This window comes from Psychroserpens luteolus, from assembly GCF_021032705.1.
GTDB classification, from domain to species: Bacteria; Bacteroidota; Bacteroidia; order Flavobacteriales; family Flavobacteriaceae; genus Psychroserpens; species Psychroserpens luteolus.
On the sequence record NZ_JAHVXI010000004.1, the window covers coordinates 213,177 to 235,237 of the forward strand.

General features: G+C 33.3%; 21 protein-coding genes. 7 read left to right on the plus strand and 14 right to left on the minus strand.

All coding sequences use genetic code 11. The features are described 5' to 3' along the window. The first annotated feature begins 8 nt into the window (after nt 1-8). Nucleotides 9-1,112 carry a bestrophin family protein gene (locus KWG70_RS11915; protein WP_230936262.1) on the plus strand — a complete coding sequence of 368 codons (1,104 nt, stop codon included), beginning with the start codon at nt 9-11 and terminating at the stop codon, nt 1,110-1,112. A gap of 49 nt (nt 1,113-1,161) precedes the next feature. On the opposite strand, the gene KWG70_RS11920 is transcribed toward KWG70_RS11915, so the two are convergent. Together KWG70_RS11920 and KWG70_RS11925 are read right to left on the minus strand one after the other, a co-directional pair. Beyond that, nucleotides 1,162-2,301, minus strand: coding sequence for an endonuclease (locus tag KWG70_RS11920; protein ID WP_230936263.1), 1,140 nt, complete (start codon nt 2,299-2,301; stop codon nt 1,162-1,164). A gap of 11 nt (nt 2,302-2,312) precedes the next feature. Continuing rightward, nucleotides 2,313-3,530, minus strand: coding sequence for an RsmB/NOP family class I SAM-dependent RNA methyltransferase (locus KWG70_RS11925; protein WP_230936264.1), 1,218 nt, complete (start codon nt 3,528-3,530; stop codon nt 2,313-2,315). Between the two features lie 184 nt (nt 3,531-3,714). On the opposite strand from KWG70_RS11925, the gene KWG70_RS11930 reads away from it, so the two are divergent. Beyond that, entirely contained in the window at nt 3,715-4,845 is a 1,131-nt protein-coding gene (locus tag KWG70_RS11930; RefSeq protein ID WP_230936265.1) for a WD40/YVTN/BNR-like repeat-containing protein, read from the plus strand. 29 nt (nt 4,846-4,874) lie between these two features. On the opposite strand, the gene KWG70_RS11935 is transcribed toward KWG70_RS11930, so the two are convergent. The 7 genes from KWG70_RS11935 to KWG70_RS11965 all read right to left on the minus strand — a co-directional run bounded on the left by KWG70_RS11935 (nt 4,875) and on the right by KWG70_RS11965 (nt 11,856). Then, complete coding sequence (locus KWG70_RS11935; protein ID WP_230936266.1) at nt 4,875-5,324, minus strand: hypothetical protein; 450 nt, start codon at nt 5,322-5,324, stop codon at nt 4,875-4,877. A gap of 5 nt (nt 5,325-5,329) precedes the next feature. Further along, nucleotides 5,330-5,830 carry a hypothetical protein gene (locus KWG70_RS11940; RefSeq protein WP_230936267.1) on the minus strand — a complete coding sequence of 167 codons (501 nt, stop codon included), beginning with the start codon at nt 5,828-5,830 and terminating at the stop codon, nt 5,330-5,332. A 30-nt stretch (nt 5,831-5,860) separates the two neighbouring features. Then, nucleotides 5,861-6,403, minus strand: coding sequence for an RNA polymerase sigma factor (locus tag KWG70_RS11945; protein ID WP_230936268.1), 543 nt, complete (start codon nt 6,401-6,403; stop codon nt 5,861-5,863). Nucleotides 6,404-6,699: 296 nt separating this feature from the next. Further along, entirely contained in the window at nt 6,700-8,526 is a 1,827-nt protein-coding gene (locus KWG70_RS11950; RefSeq protein ID WP_230936269.1) for an ABC transporter ATP-binding protein, read from the minus strand. Further along, nucleotides 8,526-10,256, minus strand: a complete 1,731-nt coding sequence (locus KWG70_RS11955) for a phospho-sugar mutase (RefSeq protein WP_230936270.1) — start codon at nt 10,254-10,256, stop codon at nt 8,526-8,528. Before KWG70_RS11955 ends, KWG70_RS11950 begins: the two co-directional genes overlap by 1 nt. A gap of 75 nt (nt 10,257-10,331) precedes the next feature. After that, nucleotides 10,332-11,279, minus strand: a complete 948-nt coding sequence (locus tag KWG70_RS11960) for a glycosyltransferase family 2 protein (protein ID WP_230936271.1) — start codon at nt 11,277-11,279, stop codon at nt 10,332-10,334. Between the two features lie 43 nt (nt 11,280-11,322). After that, entirely contained in the window at nt 11,323-11,856 is a 534-nt protein-coding gene (locus tag KWG70_RS11965) for a DUF4199 domain-containing protein (protein ID WP_230936272.1), read from the minus strand. A gap of 161 nt (nt 11,857-12,017) precedes the next feature. Between KWG70_RS11965 and KWG70_RS11970 the strand changes: the two genes are divergently transcribed. From KWG70_RS11970 to KWG70_RS11985, 4 genes are all read left to right on the plus strand, one after another. Then, nucleotides 12,018-12,269 carry a type B 50S ribosomal protein L31 gene (locus tag KWG70_RS11970; protein WP_230936273.1) on the plus strand — a complete coding sequence of 84 codons (252 nt, stop codon included), beginning with the start codon at nt 12,018-12,020 and terminating at the stop codon, nt 12,267-12,269. A 98-nt stretch (nt 12,270-12,367) separates the two neighbouring features. Continuing rightward, entirely contained in the window at nt 12,368-13,543 is a 1,176-nt protein-coding gene (locus tag KWG70_RS11975; RefSeq protein WP_230936274.1) for a GlmU family protein, read from the plus strand. A 17-nt stretch (nt 13,544-13,560) separates the two neighbouring features. Next, nucleotides 13,561-14,460, plus strand: a complete 900-nt coding sequence (locus tag KWG70_RS11980) for a TolB family protein (protein ID WP_230936275.1) — start codon at nt 13,561-13,563, stop codon at nt 14,458-14,460. 48 nt (nt 14,461-14,508) lie between these two features. Continuing rightward, on the plus strand, nt 14,509-14,841 hold the full coding sequence (locus KWG70_RS11985) for a hypothetical protein (protein ID WP_230936276.1): 333 nt from the start codon (nt 14,509-14,511) through the stop codon (nt 14,839-14,841). Nucleotides 14,842-14,846: 5 nt separating this feature from the next. Here the strand turns inward: KWG70_RS11985 and KWG70_RS11990 are convergent, their stop codons facing one another. From KWG70_RS11990 to KWG70_RS12000, 3 genes are read right to left on the minus strand one after another with little or no spacing between them, the layout of a single operon-like run. Further along, the gene (locus KWG70_RS11990) at nt 14,847-16,451 is read right to left on the minus strand and encodes an ABC transporter substrate-binding protein (RefSeq protein ID WP_230936277.1); all 1,605 of its coding nucleotides are present in this window, start codon (nt 16,449-16,451) and stop codon (nt 14,847-14,849) included. Nucleotides 16,452-16,454: 3 nt separating this feature from the next. Further along, a complete protein-coding gene (locus KWG70_RS11995) occupies nt 16,455-18,239 on the minus strand; it encodes an MFS transporter (RefSeq protein WP_230936278.1) in 1,785 nt (594 codons plus the stop codon). Nucleotides 18,240-18,249: 10 nt separating this feature from the next. Further along, a complete protein-coding gene (locus tag KWG70_RS12000) occupies nt 18,250-19,401 on the minus strand; it encodes an ATP-binding cassette domain-containing protein (RefSeq protein WP_230936279.1) in 1,152 nt (383 codons plus the stop codon). Between the two features lie 145 nt (nt 19,402-19,546). Between KWG70_RS12000 and mtaB the strand changes: the two genes are divergently transcribed. After that, nucleotides 19,547-20,872, plus strand: a complete 1,326-nt coding sequence (mtaB, locus tag KWG70_RS12005) for a tRNA (N(6)-L-threonylcarbamoyladenosine(37)-C(2))-methylthiotransferase MtaB (protein ID WP_230936280.1) — start codon at nt 19,547-19,549, stop codon at nt 20,870-20,872. A gap of 3 nt (nt 20,873-20,875) precedes the next feature. Here the strand turns inward: mtaB and KWG70_RS12010 are convergent, their stop codons facing one another. Both KWG70_RS12010 and KWG70_RS12015 read right to left on the minus strand, forming a co-directional pair. Next, complete coding sequence (locus KWG70_RS12010; protein ID WP_230936281.1) at nt 20,876-21,583, minus strand: hypothetical protein; 708 nt, start codon at nt 21,581-21,583, stop codon at nt 20,876-20,878. Between the two features lie 147 nt (nt 21,584-21,730). Beyond that, complete coding sequence (locus KWG70_RS12015) at nt 21,731-22,027, minus strand: GNAT family N-acetyltransferase (RefSeq protein ID WP_230936282.1); 297 nt, start codon at nt 22,025-22,027, stop codon at nt 21,731-21,733. Between the last annotated feature and the right edge of the window lie 34 nt (nt 22,028-22,061).

Here is a 22,061-nt window from a genome sequence, read left to right on the forward strand (position 1 = left end):
CCAATTCTATGTATACAAGACGGATATTTCCTGTTAAAGGCGTTATTAAATGGACGCGTCGTCATATTTTTTTATTCTTTATTCTTTCCACTATTCCAGTAGTTTTATTTGATGTTGTTGGACTTAAATGGCTTCATGTGCCTTGGTTACCTTTAGGAGTTATGGGTACAGCCGTAGCATTTATTGTTAGTTTTAAAAATAACGCATCGTATGATAGGCTATGGGAAGCGCGTAAAATTTGGGGAGGCATTGTTAATGCATCGCGTTCATGGACAATCATGGTCAAAGATTTTATTAATAATGATCATACCAAAGAACCTTTATCTGATGAGAAATTGCACACCATTCATAAAGAGTTAGTGCATCGTCATGTGGCATGGTTAACAGCATTACGTTATCAATTAAGAGCAGATAAACCTTGGGAGCAACATTTGAAGGCGGGAAAGTCTAATCGAGAATTTAGAGAGAAGCATTATCTTGTTTGTGAAGATACCATTCCTATTGAAGACGTTATTAAAGATTATATTTCTGAAAATGAATACAACGAAGTATTTGCTAAAGGTAATAGAGCTTCACAGCTATTAGGTATTCAATCTAGACGCTTAAAAGAACTAAAGCAAAATGATTTAATCGAAGACTTTAGACATATGGAATTATCAAATATGTTGGTGGAGTTTTATGCGTTACAAGGAAAAAGTGAACGTATAAAGAACTTCCCTTATCCAAGACAATTTGCAACACTCAACTATATGTTTGTTTGGCTCTTTATTATTTTGTTGCCTTTCGGAATTATGGAAGGATTTGAAGATATAGGACAACACATTGTGACAGATTTGGAAGGACATGCAACTCATACATCTACGTTACATAGAATACAAGAATTTATTGCTCAGCATTTTGTTTGGTTTTCTATTCCGTTTAGTACACTTTTAGCTTGGGTATTTCATACAATGGAAGCTATAGGAGAAAATACTGAAAATCCTTTTGAAGGTGGGCCAAATGATGTGCCAATAACTAATATGAGTCGTGGTATTGAAATAGATATTAGACAGCTCATTGATGATACTAATATTCCTGAACCTTACGAATGGAAAAATGATATTATCATGTAAAAAAAAGCGACTCCTGAGAGTCGCTTTTTTTTTAGTATATAAACAAATATTATTGTCTAATTAACTTTTTTGTAATACTTCCTTTAGATGAATTTAACTTCACTAGGTAAACACCTTTTGATAATTCCGAAATATTTAATTTCTTTTGGTTTGAAGTTATTTGTCCAATCTTCACTTTCTTACCTAAAATATCATATACTTCTACGGCAAGGTCTTGGTTAGAATCAATATTAACTTCATTACCATTTGCTGGATTAGGATACATCTTTATAACATCTACCGTTTCAAATTCCTCAACAGATAATGAATTTTGCCAAATATCTTGAACATATTGTGGGTTATCTATAAAAGGATTTCTATTATTTTGCTGAGCAAAAATGGCATTATTTCTATCAATTTCTCTTTGAGAAACAGGATCATTAGTATGCCAATCATATAAAATATCTAAAAAGGGTTGATCAATGGCTTGATTCGTTGAGCCATCAAACATCACATAGTTAAATCCATTCATTTGATCTTCGTAACGGGTTACAAAGAAAAAATACATTCTAGCGATATCTCCTTTAAATTCATCAATAGGTTCAAAAACATCCCCTGTATATCCAGCAGAAACTCCAGAATTAAGATTATCTCCTCTTAGAGTTCCGTTAGAATATTCATCATGTTGATTTGATGTGTTAACAAAACTATATGGTAAGTTACCTCTTTGCGCATTTACGTATTTATCAGATGGAACCACAAAATGTGCATCATTTCTCATAGGAGATGCACTACTAAAAGAAGACTGAGGAACAGTGTGTTCTCTATTATAACGTTGGCCTTCAGCTGTTCCCATAGTACCGTCATCTTGGTTAATACCATATGTGTATTCATAACTATCAGGTAAGTTTGTACTCGTGTTATCTGGGTTTTGTATCACTCTTTCAGAGTACATGTCTAATAGTGTACCATTATTTTCAAAGTACAAATCAACATCAGAGTTTTGGAACGTTGTGTATAAAGCAGAATACCCTAAGTCAAGAGCAAGATATTCGTTTGTTAGTCCGTCATTATTGTTGTCAATAATATCTTTTAACTGAGATTTTAAAGTAAATCCGGTTCCAGTAGCCGAATCATAATATCCGGCAGGAGCTTGGGCATAGGTTGTTGCCGCAATTAATAATGTAAAAATTAAGTAAAACTGTTTCATTTATTTGGGTGTTATTTTTTCTTTTTTTCTAATAATGCCATATAAAATCCGTCATAGCCAGATTTGTGAGATAGTACACTTTTGTCTTTTACAAAGATAAAGTCTTTTCCTTGATCTGACGATAAAAACGAATCAACTTGTTTTTTGTTTTCAGAAGGAAGTATAGAGCAGGTCGCGTATACAAGCTTTCCACCATCTTTAACAATCCTAGAATACTGTTGCAAAATCTCTTGTTGTGTTATTTTAATATTATCGATAAACTCAGGTTGTAATTTCCACTTGGCGTCTGGGTTTCGTCTAAGAACACCTAAGCCAGAGCAAGGTGCATCAATTAAAACGCGATCGGCTTTATCATATAACTTCTTAACAACTTTAGTAGATTCTATAGGTCTTGTTTCAATATTAAAAGCACCATTACGCTTAGCTCTACGTTTAAGTTCATGTAATTTATTGGCATAAATGTCTAAGGCAATAACCTGACCTTTATTTTCCATAAGTGAAGCCAAATGCAATGCTTTTCCTCCTGCACCTGCACAGGTGTCTACCACTCGCATTCCAGGTTTAACATTCAAAAATTCTGCTACTAATTGCGATGATGCATCTTGAACTTCAAAAAAGCCATTTTTAAATGACTCCGTTTGAAATACGTTTGCTCTCTCTCTTAGTTTAAGCGCATTTGGATAGCCTTTAATTGATTCTGTCTCTATATTGTCGTCAAATAAGAGTGCTTGTAATTTCTCCTTTGTAGTTTTGAGTGTGTTTACTCTTAAGATCACATCGGCTTGCTGGTTAAGCGCGGCGATTTCTTTAGTCCAAATAGACTCGCCTAATTCTTTAGCGCCTAATTCATCCAACCAATCTGGGATAGATTCTTTAAATTTTCTTGTTTGAGATAATTCATCAAAACGACCTTTGATTTTTCGTTGAGGCGTATTTTCAAAATATTTCCAATCAGGTAATTTGATACCTCTTAAGGTTGCCCAGACTGCAAAAATGCGCCATAAATTATCGCGATCGTAAGGCGCTTTAACTTCGGCAATTTCTGCATATAATCGTTTCCAACGTACTATGTCGTAGGTTGTTTCGGCAACAAAGGCACGATCACGACTTCCCCAACGTTTATCACGTTTAAGTAGTTGTTGAATGACTTTATCTGCATATTTGCCTTCATTGAAGATGAGTGTTAACCCATCAATAACCGCAAAGCATAAGTTTCTGTGTAAACGCATTATAAAAAATTAAGCATGCAAAGGTACGTTAAAAGTTTATAAGTTTTTACCTTTATTTTGAAGTGTTATTTTAAAATGGACTTTACACTTACTATTTTCAATTTCACATAAAATAAGACGTTAATATGAAAGGCTTCATGATTATGTCATGAAGCTTTTTTATTTTTATAGAAATTTGATACTTATGAAAAAAGTGCTACTCCTTTTAATAGGTCCGATTTTAATCATTTCTATATATGGTTTCGGATTAAATAGACAGAATAAGAAAATACATCAATTAGATAAAAAGCAATTTACTAAGGTAGAGATCGAAACGATTGTTCAAGATTCGATGTTGAATGTTAGAGCCATTGAATTAGTTGATGGTTTAGAAGGTCTAGCATTTTTAACATCAAAAGGTGAATTTGGTGCTATAGGTCCAAAAGGGGTTTTTGAGTTTTTAGCTAATGAGGAGTTATATGCATCTAAAAATTATGATATTGTATTTCCTATTTCATTAACATATGATTCAATTGTTCCCAATTTTAGGGCGTTGTCGGCAACAGAGAAACATGGCTATGGTATTAGTATTGGTTCCCCTGCACTAATCTATAAACTCAATATTGAAGAAGATAAGATTAAGGTTGTTTATAAAGAAGAGCATCCTAAAGCGTTTTATGATTCTATGGAGTTTTGGAATGATCAAGAGGGTATTGCTATAGGAGATCCAACTGATGATTGTATGAGTGTGATTATCACACGTGATGGTGGGAATACATGGACCAAGTTATCCTGTGATGATATACCAAAAGCGAAAGAGGGAGAAGCTGCTTTTGCTGCAAGTGATACAAATATTGCAATAGTAGGAGATAAGGTATGGGTAGCTACAGGTGGAAAGTCGAGTCGCATTTTATATTCGGCAGATAAAGGAAAAACTTGGGATGTTTTTGAAACGCCTATTGTTCAAGGTTTGGAAACTACAGGAATGTATTCTATTGATTTTTATGATGAGAACAATGGTTTTGCTATAGGCGGTGATTATACAAAACCAGCCGATAGTAGTGCTAATAAAATTAGAACACAAGATGGCGGAAAAACTTGGCAATTAGTAGCTAAAAATCAATCACCTGGTTACAGAAGTTGTGTTAAATATATACCTAATAGTAACGGTAAAGCACTAGTTGCTGTAGGATTTAAGGGGATTGATTACTCAAGCGATTATGGAAATACTTGGACTCATTTAAGCGATGAAGGGTTTTACACGATTCGATTTTTAAATGATAGTGTGGCTTATGCTGCGGGACGTGGTCGTGTGTCTAAGTTGACCTTTAAATAAAAAAGAAGCCTGTTTAGGCTTCTTGAATGTTAAGGTGTATTCTTTTTAAATTTTTCACGTCGTTTTTTCAACTCTCTTAGCATTTGAGCTTTAAACTGTTCTTCTACTACTTTAAGCAAGATGATTTTTTTAGCAGGTATCACCTTCAGTAAATCGTTTACTTGTTTGGTTTGTAGATTGTGCTTTCTGTTTTCAAGACCGATTAAGTCTTTAAGTAGTTTATTGGCTTCAGCATCTGTTAAGGCATCAAAATCTAAGCCTCTGCGTATACTTTGTGCTTCTTTTCTTAAGACTTCCTTTTTTTCTTCTATAGCATTATATACTGGCCAAAACTTCTCAGCTTCATCCGATGTAAGTTCTAGTTTTTCAGTGATGAATGCTACTTTTAGTGCTTTTAATCGCTCTTGTCGTTCTTTTCTTTGTCCGAACGCACTAAGTGTTAATGCGATAAACAATACAGTTATAAGTGTTCTTTTCATAATAATTATTCTATAATCAGGTCTTCAAGTTCTACATTATCTAACAGATAAGTTTCTATTGAATTTTCAGATATATCGTTTTCTATAAAATTGTCTTTGTTTAATTCGTCTTCCGTTAAAAGCGATGCTAATTCGTAGGTTGAATACTCTTCTACCTCTATATAGTTTTCTATAGACGCGGTGTCGAGATTTTCCCAAGTTACATTTTCACCATTGTTGAAAAATACATTAAACATTAAGATTAAAGATGCAGCAATAGCAGCGGTATACATTATTTTTTTCCAACTCACTAACGACACAACTTTTGAGTCATTTTCCGAAGAGATCTTATTCAATATGTCTTTTTCTATTGAATCAAAATAGGATTCGGGAACATCAAAACCAGATTGGTCAATTTTATCTATTAACTTCACTTCATTAAGAATTTGCTCTTCTACTTGAGAAAAGTAATCCTTAGGTGTTTTAAACCCTGAAGTTTTAATAGTATCTAATTTTTTCTGTTTCATAATTATAAGACTCTTAAGTCTGTAATTGGTTTAATCTTGGGTTAAAAAGGCTTCTATTTTTTTTACTGCAATATGGTAAGATGCTTTAAGCGCACCTTCACTAGTTTCTAAAATATCAGACATCTCTTTGTATTTTATATCCTGAAAATATTTCATATTAAAAACCATTTGCTGTTTTTCTGGCAAGGTCGCAATTGCTTGCTGCAATTTATACTGAATGGCATCACCTTCAAAGTAAACATCTGCTTTTATGTTATTAACCAAATGTTGATGTGTTTCTTCATTAGCTATATTTAGACGTTTTGCATTTCTGTTAATATGAGTGATAGACTCATTAGTAGCAATACGATACATCCAAGAATACAGTTTACTATCTCCTTTAAAGTTATGGATATTTTTAAAGATTTTGATAAATGTGTTTTGCAATACGTCGTCGGCATCGTCATGGGATTTTACGATATGGCGTATATGCCAGTACAGACGTTCCTTATAGAGCTTTAAAAGTTCTTTAAAGGCGGCTTCTTTAGTAGATGAGTTTGATAAGCGCTGTATAAAATCTTGTTCGTTATCCAATAAAACTATTTTTTATTTAGACGTTTCAATGTAATGAAAGTTTAATGAAAAAAAATATTTTTTTTAAAACATTGAAGTTCAATAGTTTAAATAAAATATCATCGATAAAGTGTAAAAAAATAGCGATGAAATGCATTTTTTTCTTGCATACTACATTTATTTCATCTATGTTTGTCAAAGCCTAACCTACTTTAATATTACCATTGTCCCCAAATATGGTAATAGAAACGAAAAGGATGCAATTTGTATTGCATCCTTTTCTGTTTTTTGTTTTTATTTTCTTCGGAAATTGTTACTTATTCAAAACTTTGCATATCAACTAATTTCTTATAAACACCTTGTTTAGCTATGAGCTCATCATGAGTGCCTTGTTCGGCTATTTCACCTCTATGCATTACAATGATCTCGTCGGCATTTTGAATCGTTGATAATCTGTGAGCAATAACAATCGACGTTCGGTTTTTCATCATATTTTCCAGAGCAACCTGAACTAAGCGTTCACTTTCAGTATCAAGAGCAGACGTTGCTTCGTCTAAAATCATGATAGGTGGATTTTTTAAAACTGCTCTTGCAATGCTTAGACGTTGCTGTTGGCCGCCAGAAAGTTTTCCTCCAGATTCTCCAACACTATGATCGATTCCTTGAGGTAAGTCTTTTACAAATTCCCAGGCGTTGGCTATTTTGAGAGCTTCAATAATATCATCATCTGTTGCCTCTTCTTTTCCAACAAGAAGATTGTTTTTTATAGTATCATTAAACAAAATAGAATCCTGATTAACCAAACCAAGAAGACTTCTTAGGGATGCTTTTGAAAGGTCTTTAATGTTATTGCCATCAATTAGGATTTCTCCTTCAGTAACATCATAAAAGCGGGTTACTAAATTGGCAATGGTTGATTTTCCACTTCCAGATTGACCAACTAATGCTATGGTCTTTCCTTTTGGTATATTAATGCTAAAGTTTTTAAGTACAAGTTCCTCTTCATACTTAAATGATATATTGTTTACTGAAATCTTATCTTCAAAATCAGATTTTAGTATCGGATTTTCAATTTCAGTAATTGTATTTTCAGTTTCTAAAAATTCTAGAATTCTATTAGCAGCACCATCACCTCTTTTAACACTATAACTTGCTTTGGCAATTGCTTTTGCAGGTGTAAGGATATTATAAGCTAGTGTGATGTAGCCCACAAAAAAACTGGCCTCCATAGTTTTGTCTACAAAGACTAAATATCCGCCATAAACCAATAGCGTGCCAATGACTATGATACCTAATAATTCACTTAAAGGTGATGCTAAATTTTGTCTGTTTAATACACTATTTGAGTATTTATAAAAACGGTCATTACTAGATTCGAATTTTCTAGCGAACATTTTTTCTACATTAAAAGCCTTGATAATTCTAAGTCCGCTCATTGTTTCTTCTAATACAGAGAGAAACACACCTTGTTCATTTTGTACTTTTAAGGATCCTTTTTTAAGAGATTTACCAATTCTGGAAATAATAAATCCAGATATAGGAATAAAGACAAGAACAAACAGTGTTAGTTTTAAACTCAAGATGAGCATGGTAATTAACGAAAATAGTATAGTCAAAGGTTCTCTTACAATCATTTCTAAAATCGCCAAGAAAGAGTTTCTCACTTCATTTACATCTGCACTTACACGTGAAATGGTATCACCTTTAGATTTTTCAGAATAGAACGCCAACGGCAATGACACAATTTTGTCATACAAGGTATTTCTTATATCCTTTAGAATACCATTGCGTAAAAAAGTAATGAAATACATCGCCAGATAATTAGCTATGTTTTTTAGGAAGAACATTGTAATAATGATGCCTACCATTAGCATCAATACTTTAAATTCTCCATGTTTTTCTATACTATCTACAATGAAATAATTGAGATAATTTTCACCATAATCCTTTAACTCTGAAATGCCTTTATAGATTGGTTTTTCAGTAACGACTCTTTGATCATTGAAAATAACCTTAAAAACAGGAATAAGCGCCACAAACGACAGTGTGCTAAAAAGTGCATATAAGACGTTAAAAAAGATATTTAAATAGGCATATCTCTTATAAGGTAACGCAAATGGTATGAGTTTTTTAATGTAATCCATTAACTGAGTTTCATATCTTTTAAGATGGCATCAATACGAGCTTCCAATTTTTGTTCCGTAGGCTTAAATGCTGCCATATTGTCTAAGCTTGTATTAACACTAATATAGAATTTTATCTTAGGTTCTGTTCCACTTGGGCGCAGCGCAATTTTACTACCATCTTCGGTATAATAAATAAGGACATTAGATTTAGGAACGTCTAGCGCAGTTTCTTCTCCAGTACTTATGTGTTTAATAGTTGACAATTGGTAGTCTTCAATACGTACTACTTTTGAACCATTCACCTCTTTTAACGGATTTTGACGTGCATCGATCATCATTTGTTTAATCTCTTGTGCACCTTCAATTCCTTTTTTAGTGAATGATACTAAACGTTCTTTATAAAACCCATGTTCGATATACAAGTCGATTAGTTCTTTATACATACTAATCCCTTTGGCTTTTGCCTGAGCCGCAATTTCACAAGCTAAGAGGGTTGATGTTACAGCATCCTTGTCTCTAACAAAATCACCTACCATGAATCCAAAACTTTCTTCACCACCTCCAATAAAATCAACATCAGGGAAGTCTTTGATCATTTTTGCTATCCATTTAAAACCTGTAAGTCCAATTTTACATTCGACACCATAGGCGTTGGTTAAAACAGACATCATTGGAGTTGATACAATTGTTGAACCCACAAACTGATTCCCATTTATACGACCAGAATCTCTCCATTGTTTTAATAAAAAGTTGGTCATTAAAATCATGGTCTGGTTTCCATTGAGAATCACCAATTCATTGTCTAGATTTCTAACAACGACACCAAGACGGTCACAATCAGGATCTGTACCTACTACAATATCACCATCTACTTTCTCTGCCAGTTCTATAGCCATTTTTAAGGCTTCTGGTTCTTCAGGATTTGGAGATTTGACTGTAGGGAAATCACCATTAGGTTCACGTTGCTCTTCAACGATATGAACATTAGTATATCCTGCGCGTTCAAGAGTGTCTGGTATTGCTGTTATTGATGTGCCATGCAAAGACGTAAAGACAATGTTTAAGTGTTCTTTCGCTTCTTTTGTTGTATTGAAACTACCATTTTTGACAGCATTATCAATAAATACATCATCAACAGCTTTTCCTATATATTCAATATTTTGGTCATTAGCTTCAAATTTTATTTCGGCATAATCCAAACGATTTATTTCGGCAATAATCTCAGCGTCTTGAGGAGGAACGAGTTGTCCGCCATCTTGCCAATAGACCTTGTAACCATTATATTCAGGAGGATTATGAGATGCAGTTAATACAATTCCACAATGACAGCCTAAATGTTTGAGCGCAAATGATAATTCAGGTGTTGGACGCAAATCTTCAAAAAGATAAACATGTATTCCATTAGCTGAAAATACATCGGCCACAACTTTTGCTAATGATTTACTATTATGTCTGCAATCATATGCTATAGCAACCTTTAACGTTTCCGAAGGAAATTGCACTTTAAGATAATTGCTCAGCCCTTGCGTGTTTTTACCAAGTGTGAATTTATTTATACGATTGGTACCAATTCCCATGACGCCTCGCATTCCGCCAGTTCCAAATTCGAGATCTTTGTAGAAGCTCTCTTTTAATTCGGTTGGGTTATTTGCTATTAAATCTTTTATAAAATTTTGAGTCTCTTGATCAAAAGTTGGTGTTAACCATGTGTTGACACGTTCTAATAGTTGAGGTTCAATATGTATCATATGTATTAATTATGCTGCAAAAATACGTAATTCAATAATTTTGAATGACTAAGGTTTCGATAATTTAGGCTGGTCTTAAAAATTAAGTTCTTGTTTTATCAAATAGCGACTTCTATCTCTTTTAGAACGTAAGATTAATTCGCCTAAAAATCCAGCCACGAAAAATTGAGAACCAAGAATCATTGTGGTGAGTGCTATGTAAAATTGTGGACGATCTGTAATTAATCGTCCCGAAGGATTTAAGAATAACTTATCAATTCCTAGATAAAACGCAAAAGCGAATCCTATCCCAAACATGATAACACCTAAAGCCCCGAACAGGTGCATTGGACGTTTTCCAAAGCGGGATAAAAACCAAATGGTTATTAAGTCTAAAAAACCATTAATAAAACGATCCATACCAAATTTAGTCTCTCCGTATTTTCTGGCCTGATGCTGTACTACTTTTTCACCAATATTAGTAAACCCTGCATTTTTGGCTAGTACAGGAATGTAACGATGCATCTCTCCATTAACATCAATGTTTTTAACAACGCTTTTATTGTAAGCTTTAAGTCCGCAATTGAAATCGTTAAGTTTAACACCAGAGGTTCTTCGAGCTGCCCAATTGAATAACTTAGAAGGAATATTTTTTGCGATTACAGAATCATAGCGTTTCTTTTTCCATCCAGATACCAAATCAAATTTCTCGACAACGATCATATTGTATAGTTCTGGAATTTCTTCAGGATTATCTTGTAAATCTGCGTCCATTGTAATTACAACGTCACCTTCTGCTTTAGCAAATCCAGCATGGAGTGCTTGTGATTTTCCGAAGTTTTTTAAAAAACGTATCCCTTTAACATTGCTGTCTTTTTGAGATAATTGCATAATAGTTGACCAAGATTCATCTGTGCTACCATCATCAATAAAAATGATTTCATAAGAAAAACGATTGGATTGCATGACTTTTGCAATCCAATCGTGTAATTCGGTTAATGACTCTTGCTCATTAAGTAGTGGTATGACTACTGATATGTTCATGTAGTGATTTTGAATGTTTAAAGTTCAAAAATACTGAAATTATTTAAGCTTCATTTGGGTCTTTTTTCTTCATGATTAAAGACACAATTAATCCTATAACAATAAAGAATACTAAACTTTGCGCTAAAGATCTTAATTGTGTTGCAGGTGCAAACATGTCTTGACCTTCCATTTCTGCTATAGCTTCGTTAATATCACTCTGTGGTGCTCCAAAACCTTCCATGAAATCTCTAGTTTTAGTTATGACCATTTCTTTTATATAATCTGCAGTATCAGGATCAATGTAATTATAAAGAATAACTGTCGTAATTGTGCTAATAGTTACTGCTATGGCAATAGGAATGAAATAAGCAGTAAACGCTTGTTTGAACGACATAAACCCTCCTAATATACTTTTTGCTTTTGCACTAGAGATCACACCTACCGCTATAATTGTTAATGGAATAACTAGAATATTTATCCAAAAATTGACTACCATTTCCACATTAATGACATAGCATAAAACAGTATATAAAACAAGGGCTAAAGCTAAGTATATGCCATAGTTAATCGATGACGATTTAATTGATTTTTCCATAATTGTTAGTTGATTATTTAGTGATTACGTTAGTTAGTATCTATATGTTTATATTTGTTACAAATATCTTCCAAATAAAAAAAGAAATAAATTATTGGTAATTTACAAAAATTACTTAAATTTGCACCTCCAAAATAGTAAGGATTTTAAAGTTTAAAGAGATGAAAAAAGGAATACATCCAGAAAATTATAGATTAGTAGCATTCAAAGATATGTCTAACGACGACGTGTTTTTAACTAAATCTACTGCTGAGACTAGTGAAACAATTGAAGTTGATGGTGTTGAGTATCCAGTAATTAAATTGGAAATTTCTAGAACGTCTCACCCATATTATACTGGTAAATCTAAATTAGTAGATACAGCAGGACGTATTGATAAGTTTAAAAACAAATACGCTAAGTTTAAAAAATAAGCTTAAGCTATATGATATAGAAAGCCTTCAGGATTTGTCCCGAAGGCTTTTTTGTTTTATATAATTGATTTACTTTTAACATCTAACTACTAATTATCATGAATTATATTCTTTTTGATGGTCCATCACGTCCTAATTTATTGCCTTTTACTTTTACAAGGCCAGTAGCAGATATTAGAGTAGGCATACTTACCATTAGAGAAAAATGGGAAAAACATTTAGGCTTTACCATTACGACATTAACCGAAGAGTATTTGTCTGAAAAGTATCCAATGGTTGAAATGGATGAAAATGTCATGATAAATGCATCCTATTTGCCTAATAAAGAATTGGTGGCTATTATTAAAGGTTTAGAAGAGAACCAAGCTGTATTTCAAAATGAGGATGTTATCGCATTTTTTTCAAAAGATACTCAAGATGAAATTAATTTTGAAACTTATGAAGCTATAGAGTATAATGAGCCCGTTTTGAAAATTGAACATACTTGGGATATTTTTGCAACTAACGGTGATGCTATTCAAGCCGATTTTGATCTGTTAATACGAGATCGTCAATCACAACCCATACCAAGTTCTAATCAAGCTCTTGGTGCACAAAACATTTTTATTGAAGAAGGAGCCAAACTTGAATTTGTAACATTAAATGCTAATTCTGGTCCTATTTATATTGGCAAAGATGCCGAAATTATGGAAGGTAGCATCATTAGAGGTCCTTTTGCTTTATGTGATCATTCTACTGTAAAGTTAGGTGCTAAGATTTACGGACCTACTACTGTTGGACCTCATAGTAAAGTAGGTGGTGAAGTTAATAACTCAGTTATTTTTGGATATTCAAATAAAGGTCATGATGGATTCTTGGGTAATTCGGTGTTAGGCGAATGGTGTAATCTCGGCGCAGATACCAATAACTCAAATTTAAAGAATAACTATGCCGAAGTCAGACTTTGGGATTATCAAACAGAAGGTTTTGCAAGAACAGGATTGCAGTTTTGTGGGCTTATGATGGGTGATCATAGTAAATGTGGAATCAATACCATGTTTAATACTGGTACAGTTGTTGGAGTAAGTGCTAATATCTTCGGAAGTGGATTTCCAAGAAACTTCATTCCTAGTTTTTCATGGGGAGGACATTCTGGTTTTACAACATATGTGACCAAAAAAGCGTTTGAAGTTGCTGAAGTTGTTATGAAGCGGCGAAACATTGATTTTTCTGAAGTTGATAAAACCATTTTGGAACATGTTTTTGAAGAGACAAAAAAATGGAGAAAAAGCTAATATTAAATTATAGAAACATGAAGTTTATTTGCAGTATCATTTTAGTATTGACAATTAATTTCGGGTTTGCCCAAACCTACACAATTAAAAACCTAAAGATTAACGACGATAAAAGTCAATATGGTGTCGTTTTTTATAAAGGAGATAAGGTATACTATACCTCTTATATGCTTGATAACAGAAATAGAGCAAGACGAGATCACGACAAACGATTAATCTATACAATGTTTGAAGCTGAAAAAACTAAAGATGGTGAAATTATCAACTCTAAACAGTTTATTAAATCTGAAGATTTTGTTTTTAATACCTCAAGTGCAGGTTTTAGTCCTGATGGTAAGTATATGTATATCACGACAAATTTCATGAAACGTGGTAAATCTTATAAGCGAAAATTAAAATCAATTAATCTAAATATTCAACGTGGTGAATATATAGAAGGTCGTGGTTGGACCAATTTTGAACCCTTGCCATTTTGTGATCCAAAATATAATTATGGACATGCAGTATTAAGTCCAGACGGATCTACAATATATTTTACATCAAATGCACATGGCGCTCATGGACAAACAGATCTTTTTAAAGTGAAAATATTAGGTGATGATAAATATGGAGAGGTTGAAAATTTAGGTAAAAAGATCAATTCACCACGCAAAGATATGTTTCCATTTGTGAGCAAGGATAATATACTATACTTTGCATCAGATCGTGTTGGTGGTGTTGGTGGATTGGATATCTACAGCTATGATCTAAAAGGAGATCCAGAAACTGAAGAGCCTCAATTGTTACCAAAACCTATCAATAGCAGAAGTGATGATTTTTGTTATATTATTAATGAAAGTAAGACCGAAGGTTACTTTTCATCACGACGACCTAAAGGAAAAGGGGAAGATGATATTTATTATTTCACGATAAACTAGGTTTATTTCCTTAGTTTTGGTGTACTAACCATTAATTTAAATAAAACCATGCTAGAAATTCTACTCATAATATTCATTGGAAGAAGTTTTTTTAGATTAGCAGAAGAACACAATCAAAACAAGTGGGTTTTTGCAATTCTAGGCGTTGTAGCTTACTATGCAGCTGCATTGATTGGTGGTGTCCTTTTAGGAATTGCAGATGAAATTTTTGGATTAGGTATTGACTGGGAAAATACGTTATTATTGACAATAATAGCTTTGCCAATAGCACTTGGCGCTGTATATCTTTTATATTCGCTTTTGAAGAAAACCTGGAAAAAAAATGTTGTTATCGACACAAATGAAATTAAGGATATCGGTAAAAGCTCAGATAATATATAATATCCCTATTTATTTTTTTTAACGCGTTTTAGGTCTAATAAATTAATTGGATTTATTCCTAACCCAGTTACGTTTTTTCTTGTAAACCTCACCACTTCATCATAAAACAAAGGAACAACAGGTGTGTTTGCCATTACTAGACTGTCCATTTTTGTATACAATGCTTCACGCACTTTGGTATCTGTTATGGTAAAAGCACTTTGATACCATTCATCAAATGTCTGACTTGTAAAATGTGTATAGTTTGGGCCATTAGGCGCAAAATTCTTACTTGAATAGAGTGATAAATAATTTTCGGCATCCGGATAATCGGCAACCCAACTCGCTCTAAACATATCTAATTTGCCATTAGCCTTTGCGTCTTTTAATGTTGCAGCTGGAACGACATCTACATTAACTGTTATTCCAATTTTTTGTAATTCTCGTTGGATGTATTCACAAAAGCTTAAATAATTACTAGTCGTTGTAATTGTAATCTCTGGGCTATTGATTCCAGTATCTGTTTTAAATTGCTGTACCAATTGCTTTGCTTTTTCAGGCTGAAAACTAAATCCTATAGCTTCACTATATCCTGGTAAACCTTTTGGAATAAAACCACCATGAGCAGGAATACCAATGCCATTGCGTAAATAGGTCATCATTTTTTGTTTGTCGAATCCATAATTTATGGCTTGACGTAAGGTTAGCGATTGCATTTCGGGAATTTCTGAATCCATAAAAAACGCCAAATATTCAGTATTTAAATAAGGTCCTCGAATCATATTCACATCTGGCTCGTAGCTATCACGTAAATTACCGCTTGCAGTTAAAATCTCATCTTTATATGAGGCATCCAACCCAGACACAAAATCAATGTTTCCTTGAGCAAATTGTAGAAATTCACTCTGCTTATCTGGTAAAAAAGTTATTGCAACAGCTTCCAAATATGGTAATTGATCTCCATTGATATCTGTTTCGAAATACTGATCATTTCTTCGGAAAACGAGCTTCAAATTTTCTTCCCAACGTTTTAGTTTAAATGGACCTGTTCCAATTGGATTGGCTCTAAAATCGCTATTATAGTATGTTACAATTTCTTTTGGTACCACAGAACAGTATTTCATTGTAAGCTTTCCAATAAAAGAAGGATCTGGAGATTTTAAAATAATCCTCAAAGAATCATTTTTTGCCTCAATATTCCAGAGATTATTAACCACCCAACTGCCTGGAGAAGCCGTTTTACTATCGCATAATCTAAATAAACTATATTCAAAATCGTTAGCGGTTACGGTTCGTGTAGAATCTTTTCCAAATAATTGATGAGGATGAAATGTAACATCGTCTCGAAGTGCAAACGTATAAGTGAGTGCATCTTCGGAAATCGTCCAGTCTTTTGCAATACAGGGCTGAACGTTTAAATTCTCATCCATTTGAACCAAACCGTTAAACAACTGATTGATGGCCCAAATATCAGCATTGTCTTTAGCAAAAGCTGGATCTAAAGACCCGATGTTTTTGTGCTCATTATATCTAAATACGAGATGGTCTTTTGTTGAATTCGTATTATTTCCGCATGAAAAAAACAGGGAAATAACTGAAAGCAGAAAAAGTATGTATTTAAAGTTGTTCATAGATTAACCTTCAGGTAGTGATTTCCATTTCTTTATGACTTTCGAATATAAAAAGATAAATATAAGCGCAATTGTAAACAGCACAAAACTCCAATTCTCTTCGAGAGCACCCAGTATAGTAGGACATTGAAGACTTTGTTTATGCAAAAAGATATCCATATCACAGGCGTCATTTTGATGCATTGAAATGATAGCAAGAATTAAAAAAACATATAAGGCAAAACCGAAAATTGATATATTCACACAAATAGCCACGATGAGTTTTTTGACTTTATCAATAAAAAATATTGGAATGGCTAAAATTAACGAGCCCAGGAAAAATCCAAAATACGACATGAAATAAATAGCTTCATTATCACTACCTCGCACAGCATAAAATAGTAATACCGTCATTAATATGACGAAAAGCGTAAGTAATCCAACAGTGATAATGCTAAATAATAATGGTTTTAGCCCTGTAATTCTAAACATAAAGATGATAATAGCCAAAATAAATGTAAACCACATCGAAAAATGAATACTCTCCATAAAAGGGTTGCTACTCTTGACATATTCAATATTTCTAAATACATTTTCTAAGGCATCGTTATCATAATGGAAGTCAGATAAGTGATCTTCATAAAACTTTTGAATTTCCGTTTGTTCCAACGAGACCGGACTCACATAATCATAATCATCTTTAGGAGTATTTCTAATAAAGTGTTTGACCTCAAAATCATCTTCGGGATGATAAACCATCTCGAGCCATTGCTCTGCAGATAGGTTATGATCAATTTTATAATGGTTTGAAAACCTTAAAAAGTCTTCCAATAAAGTTTTGATTTCTAAACGATTGTTGCGTTTAAGAAGTTCATAATTTCTTTGGTTTCTCAATTGATGTCGTATCGAAAACTCTGGCCTATTATAATAATTATCATAATCATAACTTCGATAATTATTGTAACTAAATAAGTGAAAGTCATCATTAAGCGTGTCATTTATAGATACATAAAATGTCGAAGACATATTATAGTAACTAGGTTTCGCCGATTTTAGAAACGAGCTATAATCAACGACAGAATCTTTAAAGTAGTAAATTTCTGTAGGGCCTTTCGTTTTACTAAACACAAAATTGGCATAGGTACTATCAGATTCTAGCGAAATACCACGATTGTTAAGCTTTGGGACTTCTTTTGTGGACAAGGTATAAAATTGAAAAGATTCATCTAAAAAGTTAATGTGAGACTTCTCGTAATCGATAAATTTTTCGCGATCTTCACAATACAACTCATAAAATGGTTTTGGGAAACGTCGTTTGTCTATAGTGTAATCGGAAACACTTTCCGACAGAAACATGTTAACATCATTAGCAATTTCTATTTCTTTATTAATTTGATCATCTTGGTAAGACGTGGCAATATAAGTTTTCATGCCATACTCATAGGATAAGTTAAATGTCGTACACGAAAAAATGATTAACAAATAACATAAAAATTGCCCAAAAAGATTAGATCGACTAATAGGGTAGAAATTTTTAAATGCATTGTTTTTGAACATATAGATGAGCCAAAACACAATGAGTAATAACGAAATTATTGATGACAAAAAAACAGTGCCATTCTCAAAGAAGATGTAATCTATAAACGGCTCTTGGAGAATCTTAGGATTGGTCAGCGTGAAAAACCCTATGATAAAAAATAGAAGATGCAACAAGAATGCGGTGAGCAACATCCAAACGAGTCTTGTATTCCATACGGTTGGAAAACGTTCCAGTAAATATTGATTGGTTTTATATATAAATGCTTTCATCTAAAATGGATTATGAAACGAAGAATCGTCTGGTAGATTTACTTATGTTTCTGGTGTAGGTGACATCAATTTGATGTTTTCCCAATAATTCTAATACTGAAGAGAAGGTGGTATCGTCCTTAAAATAGGCTACATAAATCCCACCATTATAAATCAGTTTCTCTAGTTGGAGATCTTTAAAAATTGATAGCAAAGTATCACGTTTAGCCTCACAATCAATCTCTACTATAAGTTGATTCTTTTCATCGGCAATAGTGGTTTTATTGTCTTTGTACTTACCATCTTTTAAATAAATAACTTTATCCGAAATTTTTTCAACCTCATACAATTGCTGTGAGCTTAAAATAAGAGCAATCGGATTATTTATAGAATTGCACATTGATTTTAAGTCTTCTAAAATCACTTGTTGTGCCAATACATCCAAATTTGCTAAAGGCTCGTCTAATAGCAATAATTCTGGCTGTCTCAATAAAGTCCTAGCCAACTCAAAACGCATTTTATATCCAGATGACAGTTCATTCCATTTTAAATGTTTATAATTCCATAACCCAAAACGAGCGATCATCATTAGTACTCGAGTTTCATTTTCCTCAGGAGGAATACCGTAATTAGACAATACAAACTTAAGATTGTCCTTTAGGCTACCATACCATTTTTGTGTGCGTTGTGGTATGTACACTAAGTTGGTTCTTAAATCATAATCTGAATTATAGATCGTATCAAATCTAAAATCTAGATGACCTTCATCGTACTTAAGTTCCTTTGCTAAAAGACGTAATAATGTGGTTTTACCATTTCCGTTTTCGCCAACCAACCCATAGACTTCGCCTTTATGAATCTTTACAGAGATTGGTCCAAGTTTAAAACGATTATAACCATAGCTTTTTGTCAATTGTTCACCAATAACCACTGGATTATTTGTTTCATATTCAGAAATTGGAACTTTCGAAATGCGCTCTAAAATAGAGAGTGACTTTTCTATAAGTTCATCTTCTTTCTCTGGAAACTGTTCTTTCCAATCGGTAAGCATAATCACTTCTCGATAAATATCTAGATCTTGTGTATCGATCGCACAATCCATTAGTTTTCGGTACCCAAGGACTGTATCTTTATTTTTAAAAAATGAAATAACCTCCTTTATTCTAGCTTCGGCTTTAGACATATATCTGTAAATTATTGGTTTTTAAGCTCAGAGATTGTTGAGAAATTGTGAGAAGTCTAACAATTACGTAAATTTGCGCACTCTAAAATTAGAAACGAGTAAATATAAATAGATTTCTCAGCTAAAGGAAATACGAGATCATTATATGAATAAAAAAGTTGCATTTTATACATTGGGTTGTAAACTCAATTTTTCTGAAACCTCTACGATTGCTAGGAATTTTTCTTCGGAAGGATTTGAGCGTGTCGATTTTAAAGAGAAAGCAGATATATATGTCATTAATACCTGCTCTGTTACTGAAAATGCTGATAAACGTTTTAAGTCTATAGTCAAACAAGCTCAAAAAATAAATCCGGAAGCCTTTGTGGCAGCGGTAGGATGTTATGCACAATTAAAACCTCAAGAGTTGGCAGATGTTGAAGGTGTAGATTTGGTACTTGGTGCTACTGAAAAATTTAAAATTACCGACTATCTCAATGATCTGTCTAAAAATGATATGGGAGAAGTGCATAGCTGCGAAATACAAGACGCAGATTTCTATGTAGGTAGTTATTCGTTTGGAGATCGTACACGTGCCTTTTTAAAAGTACAAGATGGTTGTGATTATAAGTGTACCTACTGTACAATTCCTTTGGCACGCGGAATTTCCAGAAGTGATACTTTAGAGAATGTACTTCAAAATGCTAAAGAGATTTCGGCAAAGAATATCAAGGAAATTGTGTTGACAGGTGTTAATATTGGAGACTACGGAAAAGGGGAGTTTGGCAATAAAAAACACGAACATACTTTTTATGAACTCGTTCAGGCTTTGGACAATGTAAAAGGTATTGAGCGTTTACGCATCTCTTCTATAGAACCTAATTTATTGAAAAATGAAACTATAGACTTTGTTTCTAATAGTAAAACCTTTGTACCACATTTTCATATTCCGTTACAAAGTGGAAGTAACGAGCTTCTCAAGTTGATGCGTCGTCGTTACATGAAAGAATTATATGTGGATCGCGTGACCAAGATTAAAGAGGTAATGCCACATGCTTGTATTGGTGTAGATGTCATTGTTGGTTTTCCAGGAGAAACAGATGAATTGTTCTTAGAGACCTATAATTTCTTAAATGAACTCGATATCTCTTACTTGCACGTATTTACCTATTCAGAACGTGATAATACAGTTGCAGCGTCTTTAGGTGGTGTTGTGCCAAAAAAAGTAAGAGCTAAGCGCAGTAAAATGCTTCGCGGACTTTCAGCTAAAAAAAGAAGAGCGTTTTATGAAAGTCAGATAGGGACTTCTCGTACAGTTCTCTTTGAAGGTGAAAATAAAGAAGGTTATATCCAAGGATTCACTGAAAACTATGTTAAAGTGAAAGCCCCTTGGAATCCTGAATTGGTTAATACTCTACAAGACGTAACATTAACTGAAATTGATGATGATGGTTTAGTGCGTTTTGAGTTTATAAAACAACTAACAATTTAGAGCTTACGAATTTAAAAGCTGGAATAAAGAGGTTCCAGCACGAATTCCTTTTACAGGTAATCCATTTGGCGCGTTTGTAATGCCATAGGTACTCGGAACCATTTCTAAGTTGTATTGAATAGCACTATTACTAAATTCAAAAGTGCATCCAGGATTAGTTCCGCTATTCACTACCGAACCAGAAACTAAATCCATTTGCTCAGCAAAAAGTGCAATTTTCTCATTTGGTCTCATCCAAATATTTGCTTGAGGTGTAGCATTAAATGCGCAAAAAGGCGCATACCTTCCATTTACTTTTGCTGCCAATCCAACAGTTAAGTCGCTGGTTCCAGCAGCTCTCGCATTAAATACTGAGATTGCTCCAGCAGGTCCGTTTGGAGTTGTACTGAAACTTCCATCATAGTTGAACGTTACAGCAGTTCCTAATGGAACTTCTGTAGATAGTGCTTCCATTTGTATGGTTGTGTTTAATCCTATGTTTGCCCTATTATAAACATATACTTTATACAACGGTTCATAATCTATCTCTACACGTCCAAACATGTCGATATAAGGTTCGGCAAACCAAGCAGGTAAACCAGCGGTGATTTGATTGGGGCCAGAAGCTCCTTTAAACCCAAATAATTTATATTGGTTTGCTTGTAAATACCGAAGTATGCTTTGTTGCGATTGTGATGAGAAATCAAAATCAATTTTGTAGATAGTTCCCATGATTTTATCTTAAAAGTTAGATAGATAAATATAATGGACTCTGTTATTTAGGCTTAGCGTATAACCCTGTGTTTATTAAAACAGGTAGAAATACGAGCTATTTTAAGGACGAATAAAAAAGCCAAAACATTTGTTTTGGCTTCTATCTTATATTCTAATACCTACAGGTAGCATCTTTTTATATTTTCGATGTCGCCTTATAAATTTTGCGATTTCTGGACTTGTTGGCACAACACTTATGTTGCGTTCTGCTATGTTCTCAAAAACGAGTGTTAAAAACTCCTCTTCAAATTCATCGTTTGTTATACCGTCTGGAATGATAAGTTTTGTTAAAAAGATTTTTCGATCTTGTAAAGAATACTCAATTTTGGCAAGTTCACCGTCTACTTTTAATTCGAATTGGCGTAAAAAGTCATTGTCTGTTAATTCAGCAGCATCAATCATAATAATTTGTATTTAATTCAATGGTCGGTAGGGT